The organism is Phyllobacterium sp. 0TCS1.6A (assembly GCF_026420825.1).
GTDB lineage: Bacteria > Pseudomonadota > Alphaproteobacteria > Rhizobiales > Rhizobiaceae > Phyllobacterium.
Genome location: NZ_JAPMAB010000006.1, coordinates 202,919 through 222,149, shown reverse-complemented (window position 1 = coordinate 222,149; position 19,231 = coordinate 202,919). Strand labels below are relative to the sequence as shown.

The window sequence follows — 19,231 nt, the reverse complement described above, 5'->3', positions numbered from 1 at the left end:
TGACGGCAACATGCCCCCGGGACGCCTGGCGCTCCGGGGGCATTTTTATGTCTTGGCCTCTATTTTGGCCCGATTAGCCGTGCGACGGCGCCGGTGTCGGTTCGCCAGCTGGCGGTGAGCTCTCGTGGGTGGCCTCTGTCTTGCTGTCCTTACGCGAGATGAACGTATAGAACATCGGCACCACGAACAGCGTGAAGATCGTTCCGACGAGGATGCCGGAGAAGATCACCAGGCCGATCGAATAGCGGGCGGCGGCGCCGGCACCGGTTGCGGTGATCAGCGGTATGACGCCGAGAGCCATGGCTGCGGTGGTCATCAGGATCGGCCGCAGACGGGTCTTGGCCGCGAGCACGATCGCGTCATGGCGATTGATGCCATGCAGCTCACGCTGCTGGTTGGCGAACTCCACCATCAGGATGCCGTGCTTCGTGATCAGTCCGACGAGGGTGATCAGCCCGACCTGGGTATAGATATTGAGCGTACCCAGGCCGAGATTGAGCGGAACGATGGCGCCGAAGATCGAGAGCGGCACCGACATCATGATGATGAACGGATCGCGGAAGCTTTCGAACTGCGCCGCCAGCACCAGGTAGATGACGATGACGGCGAGCGCGAAGGCGATCAGGATCGTGTTGCCCTGCTCGATCTCAAGCCGCGACTGGCCGGAATAATCCATGAAGAACCCATCCGGCATCAGCGGCTGCGCCGTGTCGATGACGGTCTGCAGACCCTGGCCGGTGGTGACGCCAGGTAGCGGCAATGCCGAGATCGTCGCCGAATTCAGCTGGTTGAACTGCTCGATTGCGGCCGGAGAGGCATTCTCGGTCACTTTGATGACCGCCGACAACGGCACCATGTCGCCCGATGCGCTCTTGACGAAATACTGGCCAAGCTTTTCGGGGTTCGAGCGGAAGTCCTGTGGAACCTGCGGATAGATGTCGTAGCTGTTCGAATCGCGGTCGAATTTCGCCACTTTCGGCTCGCCGACGAGCAGGCCCAATGTCTGGCCGATATCGCTGACCGGAACGCCGAGGGCCGAAGCCCTGTCGCGATCGATCGTCACCGTTACCTGCGGCGCATTGAACGACAGCGAGTTCTGCACGACGATGAACTGGCCGGAAGCCTGGGCCTTCTTCTTGATCTCCTCGGCGACTTCGAACACCTTGTCGGCCGGACCCGTGGACTGGATGACCACGGAGATCGGCAAGCCGCCACCGGTACCCGGAAGCGTCGGCGGCGCGAAGATGAAGGCTTCCACGCCGGCCACCGGGGAGATCATGCCCTGGAGTTCCTGCTGAAGCTCCTTCTGCGACTTGTCACGCTGCGACCAGTCCTTGAACACCCAGATGGCAAAGGCGGAGTTTGTCGTGCCGAGGCCGAGAATGTTGAAGCGCGCCTTCAGTTCCGGCAGATCCTTGGTGAGATTGTCGATCTGGTCGGCATAGAGCTTCATATAGGCCGAGGTGGCGTATTGCGGTCCGTTGACCAGCGAGAACAATGCTCCGGAATCTTCTTCCGGGGCGAGTTCAGATGAGGTCTTGGTGAAGAGGAACCCGGTCAATGCGACGAGTGTCACGACCGCGAACAGCGTGACGAAGCGGAAGTTGAGCGAGCCGGCGACGCGCCGTTCATAGGCGCCTTCCAGCCAGCCGAAGCTGCTATCGACGATCCTCTGGAAGCGGCTGTGATTGCCGGCGCGCAACAGCAAGGCGCACATCATCGGCGAAACCGTCAATGCGGCAACGCCGGAGATGATGACCGAGCCCGCAAGCGTGAAGGCAAATTCCCGGAAAAGCGCGCCGGTCAGGCCGCCGGTGAAGCCGAGCGGCGCGAACACTGCCGCCAGCGTCACGGTCATGGCGATGATCGGACCCGTGATTTCCTTCATGCCGCGCAAGGCAGCGTCGATCGGCTTCAGACCTTCCTCGATATGGCGATGGATGTTCTCCAGAACCACGATGGCGTCATCCACCACGAGGCCGATGGCGAGAACCATCGCCAGAAGCGATAGAAGATTGATCGAATAGCCAAGCATATAGAGGAAGAAGCACACGCCCACGAGCGAAATCGGGATCGTCACCACGGGGATGATCACCGACCGGAACGACCCCAGGAAGAGCAGAATGACCAGAACCACGATGAGAACCGCTTCGCCGATGGTCTTGAACACTTCCTCGATGGAGGAACTGATCTGCTCGGTAGCGTCATAGAGCATCGTGATGGTCATGCCTTCCGGCAATGTCGCCTGGATCGAGGGCAGTTCGGCGCGAACGGCAGCCGTCATGTCGATCGGATTGGCGGCAGGCGTCGGGAAGATGCCGAGGAACGTACCGCTCGAGCCGTTGAACGTAACGATCGTATCCTCGCTCACCGCGCCAAGTTCGACGCGCGCGACATCGCGCAGGCGAACGATATTGTCGCCATCGGACTTGATCGGCATTGCCCCGAACGCCTCAGGCGTCTGCAATGTCGTCTTCATGGTGATCGGCGAAGCGACGTAAAGGTTTTTCACCTTGCCCGGCGCGGAAAGGAAGTTGGAGCGATTGATCGCCGCGAGAACTTCGGTCGCCGTCGTGCCGCGCGCCGCCAGTTTCACCGGATCGATCCAGACGCGCATCGAGAATACCTGGCCGCCGAGAATCTGGGCGTCAGCGACACCCTGGATCGTCGACATGCGCGGCTGGATGACGCGTTCGAGATATTCGGTGATCTGCTCGCTGCTCATGTTCGGGTTCTGAACGGCAAGGTACATCGTCGCGAAGTCCTGGCCGGTACCCTTGGTGATCACCGGATCGTCGGACTCTTCCGGCAGGTCGCCGCGCACCTGGTTCACCTTGGAGATGACCTCGGTCAGCGCCGCGTCAGGATCGGCGCCAAGCTTCATCTGCACCGTGACAGTGCTGGAGGACGGCGCCGACGAGGATGTCACGTAATCGATGTTTTCCGTCGTCGTGACGGCCTTGGCGATCGGCGACGAGATGAAGCCCTGGATGAGGTCCGCACTCGCGCCGGCATAGGCGGTCTTGATAGTGATGACCGTCTCTTCGACCTTTGGATATTCACGAACCGAGAGATTGACGAGCCCCTGCGCACCCAGGAGGATGATCATGAGCGCCACGACGGTCGAAAGAACGGGGCGGCGAATGAAAATGTCTGAGAAGTTCATTTTGTGGGGAGCCCCGACTCGGTTGTATTGGCTGGATTGACTTCGTTGGCGATCTTCACTGCCGAACCGGGATTGAGGCGGTTCTGGCCTGCGGTCACAACGATATCTCCCGGCTTCAGACCCTTGGTGATTTCAACAAGCAGACCGGACCGGCGGCCGGGCGTCACGAAGACCTGCGCCAGAACGAGCTTCTCCTCCGCCTTCTCGCCATTGGCGGCGGGTTCCGCCGGCTTTGCCTCTTCCGCCGGCTTGGCGGCGTCGGCTGGCTTCTCGCCCTCGCCGGCAGCGGCCGCGTCGGCCGGCTTTGCATTCTCCGCAGGTGCCGGACGGACGACAAAGACGTAGTCGCCATAAAGGCTCGAAACGAGCGAGGTCTGCGGCACGGTAAGCACGTTTTCCTCGGTCGGCAATTGTACGCGGACCTGGGCGAACTGGCCCGGGCGCAGCTTGCCGCTGTCGTTGTCGACCTGGGCACGAACAGAGACCAGGCGCGTCGAAGGATCGATACGCGGCTCGATTGCGGTGATCTGGCCGTCGAACTGCTCATCATTGTCGGTCAAATTGAGCTTGATCGGCTGATCGACATGGATCGAGGCCAGCATCTGCTCGGGCACGGTGAAATCCACGCGCATCGTTGCAAGGTCCTGCAGCGAAACGACCACGGTGCCGGGCGAAACATACTGGCCGACCTCGATCCGCGGAATACCGACAGTGCCCTTGAAGGGCGCCTTGATCAGCTTCTGGTCGAGAACGGCCTGCAGTTTGGCGATCTCGGCCTTCTTGGCGAGCGAGGCGGACTGCGCTTCATCGACGTTGGAAATCGCGCCGACGCCGCGCGTGCTGAGCGTACGGGCACGGGCCAGGGTCTGGTCCGCAAGAACGTCCTGCGCCTTCGCCGCGACGATATCGGCCTTTTCGATCGCATCGTCGAGTTGCAGCAGCGCGGCGCCCTGCTCGACGATCTGGTTCGCCTTGAACGGGATTTCCTTGACGATGCCGGCAACCTCGACGGCAAGCTCGACGCCCTGGATGGCGCTGACCGTGCCGATGGCCTCGATATTCGGCGTCCAGACCTCCGGCTTGACCGTATAGGTCGAGACAGGAGCGGCCGGCTGCTGCATGCTGGCGAAGAAATCCGAGATCGCCTTGTCGCGGAACAGGTTGAAGCCGACAAGCCCCACACCGAGCAATACAACCAGGATTACGATTATAACTGGCAGAATGTAGCGCTTTATCATGGGAAATGCCGCTCCGGAACAAAACAAGGGCCAGCAAATGCTCTGCCAGCCTCAGAATGGATTAGATCACGCGGCTTGATTGCCGTGCGCAATGTACTGTACCGTCTGGACGGTATTGTCAATATGGGTTTATATAGACCCGGCACAGAAAGAACAGGAATGAAGGCGGACACCCTGACGACCAAGGACAAGATTTTACAAGCCGCGGCCGAGATCGCGATGGAGGTCGGCCCGGTCAACCTCTCGCTTGATGCCGTTGCCCGGCGAGCGGGTCTCTCCAAGGGTGGTCTCCTTTACTCCTTCCCGACGAAAGCCAAGCTGCTCGAGGCTCTCGTCGAAGATCACATGGCCCAATTCGACAAACAACTTAAACACCACGAAGCATTGCGGAACCATGGCAGAAACAGCGTGGTTCTCGCCTGTATCGCAGTTTATCGGGCTGAATTTGTCTGTAACGAGGCCGAACCGTCCGGCATATTGGCGGCAATTGCCAATGACCGCACGTTTCTCGACCCGATCCGCCGCTATACGACGCAGCTTCTGCAGCGAATCCGCGAAAATTCGGACGATCCGACATTGGCGCTGATGGCCTATCTGACGATTGAAGGCATGCGCTGCCAGAAGCTGTTCGAAATGGATGGCCTCAGCCGCGACGAGCAGATCGCCGCCATCGATCGCCTCAGCCTCCTGTTCGAGCCGGCCGAGGAGCCCCGGAGCAATCTGCCTGGCGCTGCCTGATAAGCAATAGCCAGGCGATCAGACTGGCGGCAGGTCGCCTTCCAGCCAGGACTGCTGCGTCTCGGCGGCAAACGCTGCAAAGCGGCGTGCTTCGATAGAGCTGCGAATGCCCTGCATCAATTGCTGATAATATGAGAGATTGTTCCAGGTGAGCAGCATTCCACCCAGCGCCTCGCCTGATTTCACCAGATGATGCAGATAGGCGCGGCTATAGTCGCGGGCGGCCGGGCAAGTCGATTCCTCGTCCAGCGGACGCGGATCCTCGGCGTGGCGGGCATTGCGGAGATTGACCTTGCCGCGGCGGGTGAATGCCAGGCCATGACGGCCGGCACGCGTGGGCATCACGCAGTCGAACATATCGATGCCGCGCGCCACGGATTTCAGAATATCGTCCGGCGTTCCTACGCCCATCAGATAGCGCGGCCGGTCGGCCGGCAATTCGGGACAGGTCGCGTCCAGCATTTCCAGCATCACATCCTGCGGCTCGCCCACGGCCAGGCCGCCGACGGCATAACCCTTCAGGTTCATTTCGCGCAGCGCCTGGGCGGAGCGGACACGCAGATCGGCAACATCGCCGCCCTGGACGATACCGAACATGGCCTTGCCCGGTTGGTCGCCGAAGGCGGTCTTGCACCGCTCGGCCCAACGCAGCGAAAGCTCCATTGCCCGCTGGATATCGTTTGGCGTCGACGGCAGCGCGACACATTCGTCGAGCTGCATCTGGATATCGGAGCCGAGGAGCCCCTGAATTTCGATGGAGCGCTCGGGGCTCATCTCGTAAGGTCGCCCGTCAATATGGGAGCGGAACGTCACGCCCTGTTCGGAGAGCTTCCTGAGCTGCGCCAGCGACATGACCTGGAATCCGCCGGAATCGGTCAGGATCGGGCCGCTCCAGCGCGAGAATTGGTGCAGGCCGCCGAGCTTTGCCACGCGCTCCGCTCCGGGCCTCAGCATGAGATGGTAGGTATTGCCCAGGATGATATCGGAACCGAGGTCGCGCACCTGGTCCATATACATGGCCTTTACGGTGGCGGCTGTGCCGACAGGCATGAAGGCGGGGGTACGGATCGCCCCGCGCGGCATGGTTATTTCCCCGCGCCGCGCCTTGTCATCCGTCGTGGTGATCTTGAATTCGAATGTTTCGCTGCTCATGATGGTGATCGCCATAACAGGCTTGCATCGCCATAGGAATAGAAGCGAAAGCCGTTTTTGATTGCGTGACGATAGGCCGCCTGCATGCGTTCGCGGCCGCTGAAGGCCGAAACCAGCATGAACAGCGTCGACCGCGGCAGGTGGAAATTCGTCAGCAGCATGTCCACTGCCCGGAAGCGATATCCGGGCGTGATGAAAATGTCGGTCGCCCCGGTCCAGGGCTGAATGACGCCGCCGGAATCGGTCGCGCTTTCCAGCAGTCGTAACGACGTCGTTCCGACAGCGACGATACGGCCTCCCCGCGCCTTCACATCGTTGAGCGCTTGCGCCGTCGCCGCATCGACGCTGCCCCACTCCGAGTGCATCTTGTGGTCGGCCGTGTCGTCCGCCTTTACCGGCAGGAAGGTGCCGGCGCCGACATGCAGGGTGACGAAATGCTCTTCAATCCCGCGCGCGGCCAGACCGGCCAGCAGTTCCGGCGTGAAGTGCAGCCCGGCCGTTGGCGCCGCGACAGCGCCTTCCTCGCTGGCATAGACTGTCTGATAATCTTGCCTGTCGCGCTCGTCATCCGATCGCTTGGAGGCGATATAGGGCGGCAGCGGGATGTGTCCGACAGCCGCAATGGCCTCGTCCAGCGCGGCGCCGCTGACATCGAAGACGAGCAACGCCTCGCCCGCGTCGCCTTTTTCTTCGACTGTCGCCTGCAGCGATCCCAGCAGGCACATATTATTGCCATGGCCGAAATCGATCCGCTCTCCGGCCCTGATGCGTTTGGCGGGCCGCAGAAATGCCTTCCATCGGTCGGGGCCGGTACGCATATGCAGAGTGGCACTTATCTGCGCCCGTGAACCGTCGCGCTCACGCAGCCCTTCAAGCTGAGCTGGTATGACCTTGGTATTATTGAAGACAATCGCGTCGCCTGGCCGCAGGTGCTCGGCAAGGTTTCTTACAATATCTTCTTCGAACGCAGCTTCGCCGTCCCTGACAAGCAGAAGCCGCGCTGTGTCGCGCGGCTCCGCGGGTCGAAGGGCGATGTTCTCTTCCGGCAGTTCGAAATCGAAAAGATCAACGCGCATTGCTGGGTTGGCGAGCCCTATTCGGCGGCGTCGGCAGCGACGCGCATCGAAACGATGGAATCAGGATCCTGCACCGGCTCGCCGCGCTTGATCTTGTCGACATTGTCCATGCCTTCGATCACCTGGCCCCAGACAGTGTACTGGCGGTTGAGAAAGCCGGCATCGTCGAAGCAGATGAAGAACTGCGAATTGGCCGAGTTCGGGTTCTGCGACCGCGCCATGGAGCAGGCGCCGCGTCCGTGATTGGCATTGGAGAATTCGGCCTTCAGGTCGGGAAGGTCCGATCCGCCCATGCCTGCCCGTGCCGGGTTGAACGAGGCTCCACCCTGCTTGCCGAACTTCACGTCGCCGGTCTGCGCCATGAAGCCATCGATGACCCTGTGGAATACGACGCCATCATAGGCGCCATCCCGTGCGAGCTCCTTGATCCGCGCAACGTGACCGGGTGCGAGATCCGGGTAGAGCTCGATGACGACGCTTCCCTTTGTCGTTTCGAGAAGGATCGTGTTTTCGGGGTCCTTGTAAGCCATATCGTGCAATCTCCTGTTAGATTATTACTTGGTCGATCCGACGGTGACCTTGATCATCTTGTCGGGGTTTTCGACAGCTCCATTGTTGGCCTCGGAGCCTTTCTTGATCTTGTCGACATATTCCATGCCGCTCGTCACCTTGCCGACGACCGTATACTGGCCGTTCAGCGAAGGATATTCGGTGAACATGATGAAGAACTGGGAATTGGCCGAGTTCGGATTCTGCGACCGCGCCATGCCGACGACGCCGCGCACGAAAGGCTCATCCGAGAACTCGGCAGGAATGTCCGGCCGGGTCGAGCCACCGGTGCCGGCCGCGCTCGCATTGAAGCCCTTTTCGGTGTTGCCATATTGAACATCGCCGGTCTGGGCCATGAAGCCCGGAATGACGCGGTGGAATACCACATTGTCATAGGCCCCTTCCTTTGCCAGCGCCTTGATCTGTTCCACATGCTTTGGAGCGAGCTTCGGCAGGAGTTCGACCTTCACATCGCCATCCTTGAGCTTGATGGTCATGGTGTTGGCGTCGTCCGCCCTGCTCCATCCGGCGGATGCGAGGGAAATGGACGATACGGCAGCAACCAGCAGCGCTGTGCGAATAAAGGACATCAATGTCTCTCCAAATCAGTGATTGAACTTTGCCTTGAGGGCCTCGGCAACGAGCGGCGGTACGAAATGACTGATATCGCCGCCCATCGCCGCAATCTGTCGAACCAATGTGGCGGTAATCGTGCGAACCGCAGGATCGGCCGGAAGAAACACCGTTTGCAGCTCCGGCGCCATCTTGCCGTTCATTCCGGCCATCTGCATCTCGTAATCCAGATCCGTGCCATCGCGGAGACCGCGAACGAGAAGCACGGCGCCATGGGCGCGCGCCGCATCGATCACGAGCCCATCGAATGCTATGACCTTGATCCGCTTGCCGTCCTCGCCGAAAGAATCGTTCGCCACCCGCTGGATCAGATCGACCCGCTCGTCGAACGAAAACAGTGGCGTCTTGCCGGGATGAACGCCGATAGCGACCAGCACCTTGCGCGCAAGCCGCAACGAGCCGTGCAGAACATCCATATGTCCATTGGTTATCGGATCGAATGATCCTGCGTAGATCGCTGTCGTCATTCGGGCTTAGTAGCCGCTTTGGCCCAAGCTTTCAATGGCCATGGAGGGCCATCGAGGGCGATGGAGCGGAGAGCGCAAGATGAACCGGAGATGAACGGCGTCGTCAGCTGAAGTTCAAGCGCCAGAAGCTAAATATGAACCAATCGGCGATTTCCGCGTTGCTTATTGGACTGCCGAAAGCAATTCAAAGGACGGATCAATGGTTATTTTATTGAGCATCGGTATGATGGTTGCGATGATGGTTTCGGCCATCATCATGCTCGTGGAAGAAAACCGGAAGCGGAAAGCCCAGAATCAGACCTCCCGCTTCGGTATCTACAGACAGATGCCAAACTGAGTTCGGCGCCTGACCTATTCGGTCACGATGGGCGCTTCCGCTCCGTCGCCGTTCTCCTCTCCGTCTTCTTCGCTCTCGGATTCCGAGATGCGCTCGACGGATACCACTCTTTCATCCTGTGCCGTATTGAAGATCGTCACGCCCTTGGTTGACCTGCCGGCGATGCGGATGCCGTTGACGGGCACCCGGATCAGCTGGCCCTGATCGGACACGAGCATGATCTGATCCGACGCACGGATCGGGAACAGTGCGATCAGCTTGCCGATCTCGTCGGTTTTCGACGTATCCGTCGCCCTGATGCCCTTGCCGCCACGTCCCGAAACGCGGAATTCATAGGACGAAGAGCGCTTGCCATAGCCGAACTCGCTGACCGTCAGCACGGTCTCTTCGCGATCGCGCAGCTCCGCATAGCGGGTCGGCGAAAGTTCGGCGACATCGGTCGCCTCCTCGCCAACCAGTGCGATCTCCTCGACATCGTCGGCCCCCTGCGCCCTGCGCTCGGCTGCCGCCAACCTGAGATAGGCGGAACGTTCCGCGGGGCTCGCTTCGACGTGAGCCAGGATGGCCATGGAGATGATCTTGTCGCCCGGTGCGAGCGAGATGCCGCGCACGCCGATCGAATTGCGGCCCGCAAACACGCGGACATCCGTGACCGGGAAGCGGATACACTGGCCGCCGGCGGCCGTCAGCAGCACATCGTCGAACTCGTCGCATGTATCGACGCTGAGGATCTCGTCGCCCTCCTCCTCGAGCTTCATCGCGATCTTGCCATTGCGGTTGACCTGCACGAAGTCGGAAAGCTTGTTGCGCCGGACGGTGCCGCGGGTCGTGGCGAACATCACGTCGAGATTGGCCCAGCTTGCCTCATCCTCGGGCAGCGGCATGATCGTCGTGATACGCTCGCCCTGTTCGAGCGGGAGCATGTTGATGAGTGCCTTGCCGCGCGATTGCGGCGTGCCGATCGGCAGGCGCCACACCTTCTCCTTGTAGACGATGCCGCGGGACGAGAAGAACAGGATCGGCGTGTGCGTATTGGCTACGAAAAGCCGCGTGACGAAATCCTCGTCCTTCATGGAAACCGCCGAGCGGCCCTTGCCGCCGCGACGCTGGGCACGATAGGTCGCCAGCGGCACGCGCTTGATGTAGCCGGCATGGCTGACGGTCACCACCATGTCTTCGCGGGCGATGAGATCCTCATCGTCCATATCGGCGCCGCCTTCGGCAAGCTCGGTCCGGCGCGGCGTGCCGAACTCGTCGCGAATGGCGATAAGCTCGTCCTTGACGATGCTCATGATGCGGCTGCGCGAGGCCAGAATGTCGAGGTAGTCGGCGATTTCGACGCCGATCTTGTTCAATTCGTCGGCAATTTCGTCGCGGCCGAGAGCCGTCAGGCGCTGCAACCGCAGATCGAGGATCGCCCGGGCCTGCTCTTCCGAGAGGTTGTAGGTATTGTCCTCGTTCAGCGTATGGCGCGGATCGGCAATGAGCGTGATCAGCGGCGCAATGTCATTGGCCGGCCAGCGCCGCTCCATCAGCTGGTCCCTCGCCGTGGAAGGATCCGGCGCGCGGCGGATCAGCGCGATGACCTCGTCGATATTGGCGACAGCTATCGCAAGTCCGACGAGGACATGGGCGCGGTCCCGCGCCTTGCGCAGCAGGAACTTGGTGCGCCTGCTGACCACTTCCTCGCGGAAACTGACGAAGGCCCGCAATATGTCGAGAAGATTGAGGAGGCCCGGCTTGCCGCCATTCAGCGCCACCATATTGGCGCCGAAGGAGGATTGCAGCGGGGTGAAGCGATAGAGCTGGTTGACGATGACATCGGCAACGGCATCGCGCTTCAGTTCGACGACGACGCGGTAGCCATCGCGGTCGGACTCGTCCCTGATGTCGGAAATGCCTTCGATCCGCTTTTCACGGACAAGATCGGCCATTTTCTCGATCATCGTCGCCTTGTTGACCTGGTAAGGCACTTCGGTGATGACGATGGCTTCGCGGTCGCCGCGCATGGTCTCTATCGAAACCTTGCCGCGCATGAGGATCGAACCGCGCCCGGTACTATAGGCGGAATGGATGCCCGAGCGCCCGAGAACAATGCCGCCCGTCGGAAAATCCGGGCCGGGTATATATTCCATGATCTCCGAAAGATCGATCGACGGCTTGTCGATCAGCGCCACGCAGCCATTGATGACTTCCGCCAGATTGTGCGGCGGCACATTCGTCGCCATGCCGACGGCGATGCCGCCCGAACCATTGACGAGCAGATTGGGAAACCTGGCCGGAAGAACCGTCGGCTCCTGCTCGCGGCCGTCATAATTGTCCTGGAAATCGACCGTTTCCTTGTCGATGTCGGCAAGCAGCGATTCCGTTACCTTCTGCAGGCGGCACTCGGTATACCGCATGGCCGCGGGAGAATCGCCATCGATGGAGCCGAAATTGCCCTGGCCATCGACCAGGGGATCACGCAGGGACCAGTCCTGCGCCATGCGCACGAGCGCATCATAGATGGAGGCGTCGCCATGGGGATGGTATTTACCCATCACTTCACCGACGACACCCGCGGACTTGCGATAGGACCTGTTCCAGGCAAGGCCCATTTCATTCATCGCATGGAGAATGCGGCGATGCACGGGCTTCAAACCATCACGGACATCCGGCAGCGCGCGGCTCACGATAACGCTCATGGCATAGTCGAGATAGGACCGCTGCATTTCCTCGATGATGGAAATCGCTTCAATTCCGGAGCCGGGTCCGCCCTTGTCGTCGTCGGAACCGCTAGGTGGAGTTAAATCTGACACGAGGCACTCATCTTCCAAATAGAATCAATCTAGAACTTATAGCGGCTTTCCGCCCCAATTGCCAACTTGGCGGCCGTTAATGCACAGTTGAAAATCCTTTTGAATCAAAGGCATATGGCATTGTTTCTCATATGTCGAAAAACTTACCGTGCAGAAATCCGCTTTTGTCGACGCGCGGTGGCAAATCGGCTAGGTTCAGGCGGGGCAAACGCCCGCCTGGCGGAGCGCTTAACAGAAAAGAAAAGCTAAATCGTGGCATTCTACGACACAATCCTGAATGCGCTGGTAACCCTGATGGTGACGATCGATCCGCCGGGGCTGGCACCGCTTTTCCTGGCGCTTACCGGCGGCATGAACCGGAAGGAGCGCAGCCAGGTGGCGCTCAGGGCGAGCCTGACGGCGTTCGTCGTGCTCACGGTCTTCGCTCTTGCCGGAGCCCAGATTCTTGCGCTGTTCGGCATCACCCTCGGAGCGTTCCGCATCGCCGGCGGGCTGCTGCTTTTCTGGATTGCGTTCGAGATGATTTTCGAGAAGCGCCAGGACCGCAAGGAAAAGAGCGCAGAAGTGGCGATCACCAAGGATCATATCCGCAATATTGCGGCATTCCCGCTTGCCATACCGCTGATCGCCGGTCCCGGCGCCATTTCGGCGACGATATTGCTGGCCGGAACCATGTCGGGGCCGGCATCGCGCCTTGCCCTGATCGCCATAATACTGGTCTGCATCGCGTCCGCCTATCTGGTGTTCTTCCTGGCCGAGCGCGTGGACAGGTTTCTCGGCGAGACGGGCCGCTCCATTCTCACGCGCCTCCTCGGCGTCATCCTTGCCGCGCTCGCGGTGCAATTCGTCGCCGATGGCATCAGGACGGTCGTGCAGGGATAGCGCTCCAAGGCTCCGGTTCAGGCGTCCTCGTGCGCATCCTTCTGCGTGATCAGCCGCGCGCTGCGCACGCCGGTCAGCGATATCCACAGCCAGCTCAGCGCCACCGCCAACCGGTTGCGCAAGCCGATGAGAAAATAGATGTGCGCGAGCCCCCATATCCACCAGGCGACATATCCCTTGATCTTCAGCTTGCCGAACTGGATCACCGCCGCCCGCTTGCCGATCGTGGCCAGATCGCCGGCATGCCTGTACTGGAATGGCCGCGGCGTCTCGTCGCCCGCAAGACGCGCCTTTATGGTATTCGCGACATGGGCGCCCTGCTGCTTGGCGGCGGGCGCTATGCCCGGCACCGGCTTGTCGCCGCTCTTCACCGATGCGGTGTCGCCGATGATGAAGATATCCGGATGGCCCGGCGCGGTCAGGTCGCCATTGACGATGGCGCGCCCTGCCCTGTCCGCCTCGACACCCAGCCATCTGGCCGCGGGCGAAGCCTGAACGCCCGCCGCCCACAGGATGGTGCGGGCGTGCAGGACCTGGCCGCCGAATGAAACCCCGTCCTGGCGGCAGTCCGTGACAGGCTGTCCGAAATGGACGGTCACGCCCAGCCGCTCCAATGCGCGCCTGGCATAGTCGGACAGTTCCTCGCTGAAGGCACCGAGCAGCCGCGGCCCGCCCTCGATCAGGATCACGCGGGCCTTGGTGGGATCGATATTGCGGAAATCGCCCTTGAGCGTGTCGCGTGCCAGATCGGCGATCGTGCCGGCGATTTCCACTCCGGTCGGTCCGCCGCCAATGATGACGAAGTTCAGATATTGTTCGCGGATCGCCGGATCAGGCTCCAGTTCCGCCTTTTCGAAGGCCGTCAGGATACGCCTGCGGATCAAGGTTGCGTCTTCGAGCGTCTTCAATCCCGGCGCAAACGGCTCCCAATCGTCGTGACCGAAATAGGCATGGCGGGCGCCCGTAGCCAGCACGAGCGTATCATAGGGCACCGGCTCGCCATCGAGAATGCCGAGCGTATGGGCGGCCGGATCGACGCCGGTCACGGTCCCGAGCAGGGTCTTTACATTGGCGAAGCGGCGCAGCAGATGGCGGATGGGCCAGGCAATCTCGGAAGTCGCCAATGTGGACGTGGCGACCTGATAGAGCAGCGGCTGAAACAGATGATGATTGCGCTGGTCGATGACCGTGATGTCGAGATCCACGCCGCGAAGCCTGTAGACGGTTTCGAGCCCGCCAAAACCACCTCCGACGATGACAAGCCGATGTTTGTGGCCTGCAGATGTCTCCACTCTCGTCATGCCAAACCTCCGTACCGAACCATGCCCTGCAACGCATCAGACCACATCGCAGCCGATGATGCACGCAACGCTGAGGTGTGGCAGATAGAAACCGTGAAATTCGGCCGCGTCGAATTGGCGTTCAGGCCGCAGATATCGGCGGACGAACGGCGCTCAAAAACATCAACGCCGCAACAAGTGCGGCGTCGAACTTTGACGGTCTGGAGCCATGGCGCCGATCAGAACGGGATTTCATCATCGAGGTCACGGGAGAAATTTCCCCCACTGCTGCTCGACGAGGAATTCGACCGGCCGAAATCGGAACTGCGATCGTCGGCAACCTGACCGCCGCGGCCCTGTTCGAAGGAGCGTCCGCCACCGGCACCTTCGCCGCGCGAATCCAGCATCTGCAATTCGCCGCGGAATTTCTGCAACACGACTTCCGTCGTATAACGGTCATTGCCGGTCTGGTCCTGCCATTTGCGCGTCTGGAGCGCGCCTTCCAGATAGACCTTCATGCCCTTCTTCAGGTATTGCTCGGCAACCTTGGCAAGATTGTCGTTGAAGATCACGACGCTGTGCCACTCGGTCTTCTCCTTGCGCTCGCCGGAGTTCTTGTCACGCCAGGTTTCCGAAGTCGCGATGCGGAGGTTGACGACAGGATCCCCCGATCCCAGGCGCCGGACTTCCGGATCAGCGCCGAGATTGCCTACCAGAATGACCTTGTTGACACTGCCTGCCATAGTGAAACTCCACGAATTCGCATTAAAATTTTTGCCATCATACAGAACGCGGCACAGGAGCGGTCAATTTGATTGCTCTATCCACAAGTCTGATCGGGCGACTGCCGCCAACTGATGTCAGGATCAATGCTCCTGCCAGATTTGTCAGGAGTGTTGGTGCCGTAATTCCCGGCTAAACTCCTCCAATGCACCGATAAAACGAAAATTGCCGCCAAATTGACCGATTGATATTTGTTCTTTATTTGTTCTACCACTTGCTCTAAGAATGTCAACATGACTAAGGTACGAGCCGCCGGACCCGCAGCGCCGGCCTCGTAAAACAGCGAAAACTCACTAAATAGAGGCAATGCGTCGGCGGCCGGCGTCGTTTCCCCTAATCGAAAGCGTGCCCTCCAGAGGCGAACCATGAGCGACCAGAAATTCATATCCATCCGCGGTGCCCGCGAGCACAATCTGAAGAACATTGATCTCGACCTGCCGCGCGACAAGCTGATCGTCATGACCGGCCTGTCCGGATCGGGCAAGTCCTCGCTTGCGTTCGACACGATCTACGCCGAAGGGCAGCGGCGCTACGTCGAGAGTCTCTCGGCCTATGCGCGCCAGTTCCTCGAGATGATGCAGAAGCCGGATGTCGACCAGATCGACGGGCTTTCGCCCGCCATATCGATCGAGCAGAAGACGACCAGCCGCAACCCGCGCTCCACGGTCGGCACGGTCACCGAGATATATGATTATCTGCGCCTGCTGTTCGCGCGCGTCGGCATTCCCTATTCCCCGGCCACGGGCAAGCCTATCGAAAGCCAGACGGTCAGCCAGATGGTCGACCGTGTGCTCGAGCAGGAAGAAGGCACGCGCCTTTTCATTCTCGCCCCTATCGTGCGCGGCAGAAAGGGTGAATATCGCAAGGAACTTGCCGATCTGCAGAAGCGCGGCTTCCAGCGCGTCAAGGTCGATGGCACGTTCTACGAGATGGCCGATGTTCCGGCGCTGGACAAGAAGTACAAGCATGACATCGACGTGGTCGTCGACCGGATCGTGGTGCGCCCGGACATTTCCGCCCGTCTTGCCGACAGTCTCGAGACATGTCTGAAGCTTGCCGACGGGATCGCGGTCGCGGAATTTGCCGACAAGCCGCTGCCGGCCGAAGAAACATCGAGCGATTCCGCCAATAAATCCAAGAACGAGACGCATGAGCGCCTGATGTTCTCGGAGAAATTCGCCTGCCCGGTCTCCGGCTTTACGATTTCCGAGATCGAGCCGCGGCTGTTTTCGTTCAACAATCCCTTTGGCGCCTGCCCCACCTGCGATGGCCTTGGCACGCAGAAGGCAATCGATCCGACAATGATCGTGCCGGATGAGAGCCTGACGCTGAAGAATGGCGCGATTGCACCCTGGGCACGCTCTACCTCGCCCTATTACAGCCAGACATTGCAGGCTTTGGGTGATGTCTATGGTTTCAAGCTCAGCGATCGCTGGAACGATCTCGGCGAAGAAGCGCGCAATGTCATCCTCTACGGTACCGGAAGCCGCGAAATCCAGTTCGCCTATGATGATGGTTTGCGCTCCTACCGCACGACGAAATCCTTCGAGGGCGTCATTCCCAATCTGGAAAGGCGCTGGAAGGAAACGGATTCGGCATGGTCGAGGGAAGAGATCGAGCGCTTCATGTCCGGAACGCCCTGCCCGGCCTGCAAGGGTTACAGGCTGAAGCCGGAGGCGCTGGCGGTGAAGATCGGCGGCCTGCATATCGGCGAGATCACCGAGAAATCCATTCGCCATGCCGATGCGTGGTTCCGCGACATCGACCAGAGCTTCAACGACAAGCAAAGGGAGATCGCGGCGCGCATCCTGAAGGAAATCCGGGAGCGGCTGCGCTTCCTGAACGATGTCGGCCTCGACTATCTGGCGCTGTCGCGCAATTCCGGCACGTTGTCGGGCGGCGAGAGCCAGCGCATCCGGCTTGCATCGCAGATCGGCTCGGGCCTTACCGGCGTACTCTATGTGCTTGATGAACCATCGATCGGCCTGCACCAGCGTGACAATGAGCAATTGTTGAAGACGCTGCGCCACCTGCGTGACCTTGGCAACACGGTCATCGTGGTGGAGCATGACGAGGATGCGATCCTCACCGCGGATTATGTGGTCGATATCGGTCCCGCCGCCGGCATTCATGGCGGCGAGATCATTGCCCAGGGCACGCCTGGGGACGTGATGGCCCATCCGAAGTCGTTGACGGGTAAGTATCTGTCCGGCGAAATCGAGGTGGCGGTGCCGGCGCAGCGGCGAAAGATCGACAAGAAGCGCATCAAGGTCGTCGGCGCGCGCGGCAATAATCTGAAGAACGTCTCGGCGGAAATCCCGCTTGGCACATTCACGGCGGTAACGGGTGTCTCGGGCGGCGGCAAATCGACCTTTCTCATCGAGACCCTGTTCAAGTCCGCCTCCCGCCGCATCATGGGCTCGCGCGAGCACCCGGCCGAACATGACCGGATCGACGGCCTCGAATTCCTCGACAAGGTCATCGATATCGATCAATCGCCGATCGGACGGACTCCGCGCTCCAACCCCGCCACCTATACGGGGGCATTCACGCCGATCCGCGACTGGTTCGCGGGCCTGCCCGAAGCCAAGGCGCGTGGCTATCAGCCGGGACGGTTCTCGTTCAACGTCAAGGGCGGGCGCTGCGAGGCTTGCCAGGGCGATGGCGTGATCAAGATCGAAATGCACTTCCTGCCCGACGTCTATGTGACCTGCGACGTCTGCCACGGCAAACGCTACAATCGCGAAACGCTGGAAGTCTTGTTCAAAGGCAAGTCGATAGCCGATGTTCTTGATATGACGGTTGAGGAAGGCGCGGAGTTTTTCTCTGCCGTGCCTGCCGTGCGCGACAAGCTGCAGACGCTGGCAAAGGTCGGTCTCGGCTATATCCATATCGGCCAGCAGGCAAATACGCTTTCCGGCGGCGAAGCGCAGCGTATCAAGCTTGCCAAGGAATTGTCGCGCAAGGCGACCGGGCGGACGCTCTATATTCTCGACGAACCGACGACCGGGCTCCATTTCCACGATGTCGCCAAATTGCTGGAGGTCCTGCACGAGCTCGTGGACCAGGGCAATACGGTCGTGGTGATCGAGCACAATCTCGAAGTGATAAAGACCGCCGACTGGGTCATCGATCTTGGCCCGGAGGGTGGTGACGGCGGCGGCGAGATCGTCGCGGTCGGGCGTCCTGAAGATATTGTCGAGGTCGAGCGGTCCTATACCGGTCAGTTCCTGAAGGAATTGCTGCGGCGCCGGCCGGGCCAGCGCTCGCAGGCCGCTGCCGAATAGACTTTTTTCCGGGGAGGAGATCATGGCGAGGGGAAGCATAAGGACCGGCATTGGCGGCTGGACATTCGAGCCGTGGCGGGGCACCTTCTATCCGGAAGGACTGTCCAAGGCGAAAGAGCTGGCCTATGCCGGCCAGCACCTGCAGACCATCGAGATCAACAGCACCTATTATGGGACGCAGAAGCCCGCCACCTTCGCAAAATGGGCGAGCGATGTGCCGAATGGCTTCGTTTTCTCCGTCAAAGGCAATCGTTTCGTCACCAATCGCCGCGTTTTGGCGGAAGCCGGCGAGTCACTCGATCGCTTCATAAAATCCGGGATATCGGAGTTGGGTGACCGGCTTGGACCACTTGTCTGGCAATTCGCGCCGACGAAGAAATTCGATGCCGAAGATTTCGGCGCGTTCCTGGGCCTGCTGCCAGATAAGGAGGCTGGAATTGCCCTGCGCCATGCGGTGGAAGTCCGTCATCCGTCATTCATCGATCCGGCTTTTGTTGCGCTCGCCCGCAGCAGGAATATCGCCATCGTCTATGCCGAACATTTCGATTATCCCGAAATAGCCGATATCACGTCGGATTTCGTCTATGCGCGTCTGCAGAAGGGCGTTGACGATATACCGACGGCCTATTCCAGCGATGCACTCGACCAATGGGCGCGCCGTGCGAAAGAATGGGCCGAGGGCGATGCGCCCGAAGACCTGCCACTGGCGGCGCCGGACGATGCGGCGAAAAAGGTCGCGCGGGACGTATTCGTTTACTTCATCCACGAGGGCAAGGTTCGGGCACCGCAGGCGGCACAGGCACTGGCGGAACGTGTCCGCGATTAATTCTGCCTATTTATTGAGC

The 19,231-nt window shown here is 60.4% G+C and carries 16 protein-coding genes; 5 read left to right on the top strand and 11 right to left on the bottom strand.

Translation table 11 applies throughout. The annotated features are described in order from the left end of the window. Positions 1 to 73: 73 nt before the first annotated feature. Both OSJ75_RS14840 and OSJ75_RS14835 read right to left on the bottom strand, forming a co-directional pair. Positions 74 to 3,166: an efflux RND transporter permease subunit gene (locus tag OSJ75_RS14840; RefSeq protein ID WP_250018708.1), complete on the bottom strand. Its 3,093-nt coding sequence runs from the start codon at positions 3,164 to 3,166 to the stop codon at positions 74 to 76. Then, entirely contained in the window at positions 3,163 to 4,404 is a 1,242-nt protein-coding gene (locus OSJ75_RS14835; protein ID WP_250018707.1) for an efflux RND transporter periplasmic adaptor subunit, read from the bottom strand. The genes OSJ75_RS14840 and OSJ75_RS14835 overlap by 4 nt, the downstream gene beginning before the upstream one ends. Positions 4,405 to 4,488: 84 nt before the next feature. On the opposite strand from OSJ75_RS14835, the gene OSJ75_RS14830 reads away from it, so the two are divergent. Beyond that, a complete protein-coding gene (locus OSJ75_RS14830) occupies positions 4,489 to 5,142 on the top strand; it encodes a TetR/AcrR family transcriptional regulator (protein ID WP_267228615.1) in 654 nt (217 codons plus the stop codon). 18 nt (positions 5,143 to 5,160) lie between these two features. Here OSJ75_RS14830 and tgt read toward each other — a convergent pair whose 3' ends face one another. The 5 genes from tgt to coaD are packed head-to-tail and all read right to left on the bottom strand — an operon-like array spanning position 5,161 to position 9,019. Beyond that, positions 5,161 to 6,294: a tRNA guanosine(34) transglycosylase Tgt gene (gene tgt / locus OSJ75_RS14825; protein ID WP_267228571.1), complete on the bottom strand. Its 1,134-nt coding sequence runs from the start codon at positions 6,292 to 6,294 to the stop codon at positions 5,161 to 5,163. Beyond that, positions 6,291 to 7,370: a tRNA preQ1(34) S-adenosylmethionine ribosyltransferase-isomerase QueA gene (queA, locus tag OSJ75_RS14820; protein ID WP_267228570.1), complete on the bottom strand. Its 1,080-nt coding sequence runs from the start codon at positions 7,368 to 7,370 to the stop codon at positions 6,291 to 6,293. The genes tgt and queA overlap by 4 nt, the downstream gene beginning before the upstream one ends. A gap of 17 nt (positions 7,371 to 7,387) precedes the next feature. Beyond that, positions 7,388 to 7,900 (bottom strand): peptidylprolyl isomerase, encoded by a 513-nt coding sequence (locus tag OSJ75_RS14815; protein ID WP_250018704.1) that lies wholly within the window; start codon positions 7,898 to 7,900, stop codon positions 7,388 to 7,390. 24 nt (positions 7,901 to 7,924) lie between these two features. Further along, positions 7,925 to 8,509: a peptidylprolyl isomerase gene (locus OSJ75_RS14810; protein WP_250018703.1), complete on the bottom strand. Its 585-nt coding sequence runs from the start codon at positions 8,507 to 8,509 to the stop codon at positions 7,925 to 7,927. A gap of 15 nt (positions 8,510 to 8,524) precedes the next feature. Beyond that, positions 8,525 to 9,019, bottom strand: a complete 495-nt coding sequence (gene coaD / locus OSJ75_RS14805) for a pantetheine-phosphate adenylyltransferase (protein ID WP_250018702.1) — start codon at positions 9,017 to 9,019, stop codon at positions 8,525 to 8,527. Between the two features lie 199 nt (positions 9,020 to 9,218). Here coaD and OSJ75_RS14800 point away from each other — a divergent pair, with 199 nt between their 5' ends. After that, on the top strand, positions 9,219 to 9,356 hold the full coding sequence (locus OSJ75_RS14800; protein WP_250018701.1) for a hypothetical protein: 138 nt from the start codon (positions 9,219 to 9,221) through the stop codon (positions 9,354 to 9,356). Between the two features lie 14 nt (positions 9,357 to 9,370). On the opposite strand, the gene gyrA is transcribed toward OSJ75_RS14800, so the two are convergent. After that, positions 9,371 to 12,154 (bottom strand): DNA gyrase subunit A, encoded by a 2,784-nt coding sequence (gene gyrA / locus OSJ75_RS14795; RefSeq protein WP_267228569.1) that lies wholly within the window; start codon positions 12,152 to 12,154, stop codon positions 9,371 to 9,373. Positions 12,155 to 12,406: 252 nt separating this feature from the next. Between gyrA and OSJ75_RS14790 the strand changes: the two genes are divergently transcribed. Then, complete coding sequence (locus OSJ75_RS14790; RefSeq protein ID WP_267228568.1) at positions 12,407 to 13,036, top strand: MarC family protein; 630 nt, start codon at positions 12,407 to 12,409, stop codon at positions 13,034 to 13,036. 17 nt (positions 13,037 to 13,053) lie between these two features. Here OSJ75_RS14790 and OSJ75_RS14785 read toward each other — a convergent pair whose 3' ends face one another. From OSJ75_RS14785 to OSJ75_RS14775, 3 genes are all read right to left on the bottom strand, one after another. Continuing rightward, positions 13,054 to 14,337 (bottom strand): NAD(P)/FAD-dependent oxidoreductase, encoded by a 1,284-nt coding sequence (locus tag OSJ75_RS14785; protein ID WP_267228567.1) that lies wholly within the window; start codon positions 14,335 to 14,337, stop codon positions 13,054 to 13,056. A 218-nt stretch (positions 14,338 to 14,555) separates the two neighbouring features. Next, entirely contained in the window at positions 14,556 to 15,059 is a 504-nt protein-coding gene (locus tag OSJ75_RS14780; protein ID WP_250018698.1) for a single-stranded DNA-binding protein, read from the bottom strand. A 77-nt stretch (positions 15,060 to 15,136) separates the two neighbouring features. Beyond that, on the bottom strand, positions 15,137 to 15,490 hold the full coding sequence (locus OSJ75_RS14775) for a hypothetical protein (protein ID WP_267228566.1): 354 nt from the start codon (positions 15,488 to 15,490) through the stop codon (positions 15,137 to 15,139). Here OSJ75_RS14775 and uvrA point away from each other — a divergent pair. Then, positions 15,465 to 18,386 carry an excinuclease ABC subunit UvrA gene (uvrA, locus tag OSJ75_RS14770; protein ID WP_267228565.1) on the top strand — a complete coding sequence of 974 codons (2,922 nt, stop codon included), beginning with the start codon at positions 15,465 to 15,467 and terminating at the stop codon, positions 18,384 to 18,386. The genes OSJ75_RS14775 and uvrA overlap by 26 nt on opposite strands. Before the next feature lie 22 nt (positions 18,387 to 18,408). Next, on the top strand, positions 18,409 to 19,212 hold the full coding sequence (locus OSJ75_RS14765) for a DUF72 domain-containing protein (protein ID WP_416362569.1): 804 nt from the start codon (positions 18,409 to 18,411) through the stop codon (positions 19,210 to 19,212). Positions 19,213 to 19,231: the final 19 nt, after the last annotated feature.

What these genes read in the sequence shown, in the direction of transcription:
- uvrA (WP_267228565.1), top strand. Translation starts at nt 15,465, where the DNA reads ATGAGCGACCAGAAATTCATATCCATCCGCGGTGCCCGCGAGCACAAT.
- OSJ75_RS14765 (WP_416362569.1), top strand. Translation starts at nt 18,409, where the DNA reads ATGGCGAGGGGAAGCATAAGGACCGGCATTGGCGGCTGGACATTCGAG.
- OSJ75_RS14780 (WP_250018698.1), bottom strand. Translation starts at nt 15,059, where the DNA reads ATGGCAGGCAGTGTCAACAAGGTCATTCTGGTAGGCAATCTCGGCGCT.
- OSJ75_RS14810 (WP_250018703.1), bottom strand. Translation starts at nt 8,509, where the DNA reads ATGTCCTTTATTCGCACAGCGCTGCTGGTTGCTGCCGTATCGTCCATT.
- OSJ75_RS14775 (WP_267228566.1), bottom strand. Translation starts at nt 15,490, where the DNA reads ATGGATATGAATTTCTGGTCGCTCATGGTTCGCCTCTGGAGGGCACGC.
- OSJ75_RS14785 (WP_267228567.1), bottom strand. Translation starts at nt 14,337, where the DNA reads ATGACGAGAGTGGAGACATCTGCAGGCCACAAACATCGGCTTGTCATC.
- OSJ75_RS14840 (WP_250018708.1), bottom strand. Translation starts at nt 3,166, where the DNA reads ATGAACTTCTCAGACATTTTCATTCGCCGCCCCGTTCTTTCGACCGTC.
- queA (WP_267228570.1), bottom strand. Translation starts at nt 7,370, where the DNA reads ATGCGCGTTGATCTTTTCGATTTCGAACTGCCGGAAGAGAACATCGCC.
- OSJ75_RS14835 (WP_250018707.1), bottom strand. Translation starts at nt 4,404, where the DNA reads ATGATAAAGCGCTACATTCTGCCAGTTATAATCGTAATCCTGGTTGTA.
- coaD (WP_250018702.1), bottom strand. Translation starts at nt 9,019, where the DNA reads ATGACGACAGCGATCTACGCAGGATCATTCGATCCGATAACCAATGGA.
- OSJ75_RS14800 (WP_250018701.1), top strand. Translation starts at nt 9,219, where the DNA reads ATGGTTATTTTATTGAGCATCGGTATGATGGTTGCGATGATGGTTTCG.
- OSJ75_RS14815 (WP_250018704.1), bottom strand. Translation starts at nt 7,900, where the DNA reads ATGGCTTACAAGGACCCCGAAAACACGATCCTTCTCGAAACGACAAAG.
- tgt (WP_267228571.1), bottom strand. Translation starts at nt 6,294, where the DNA reads ATGAGCAGCGAAACATTCGAATTCAAGATCACCACGACGGATGACAAG.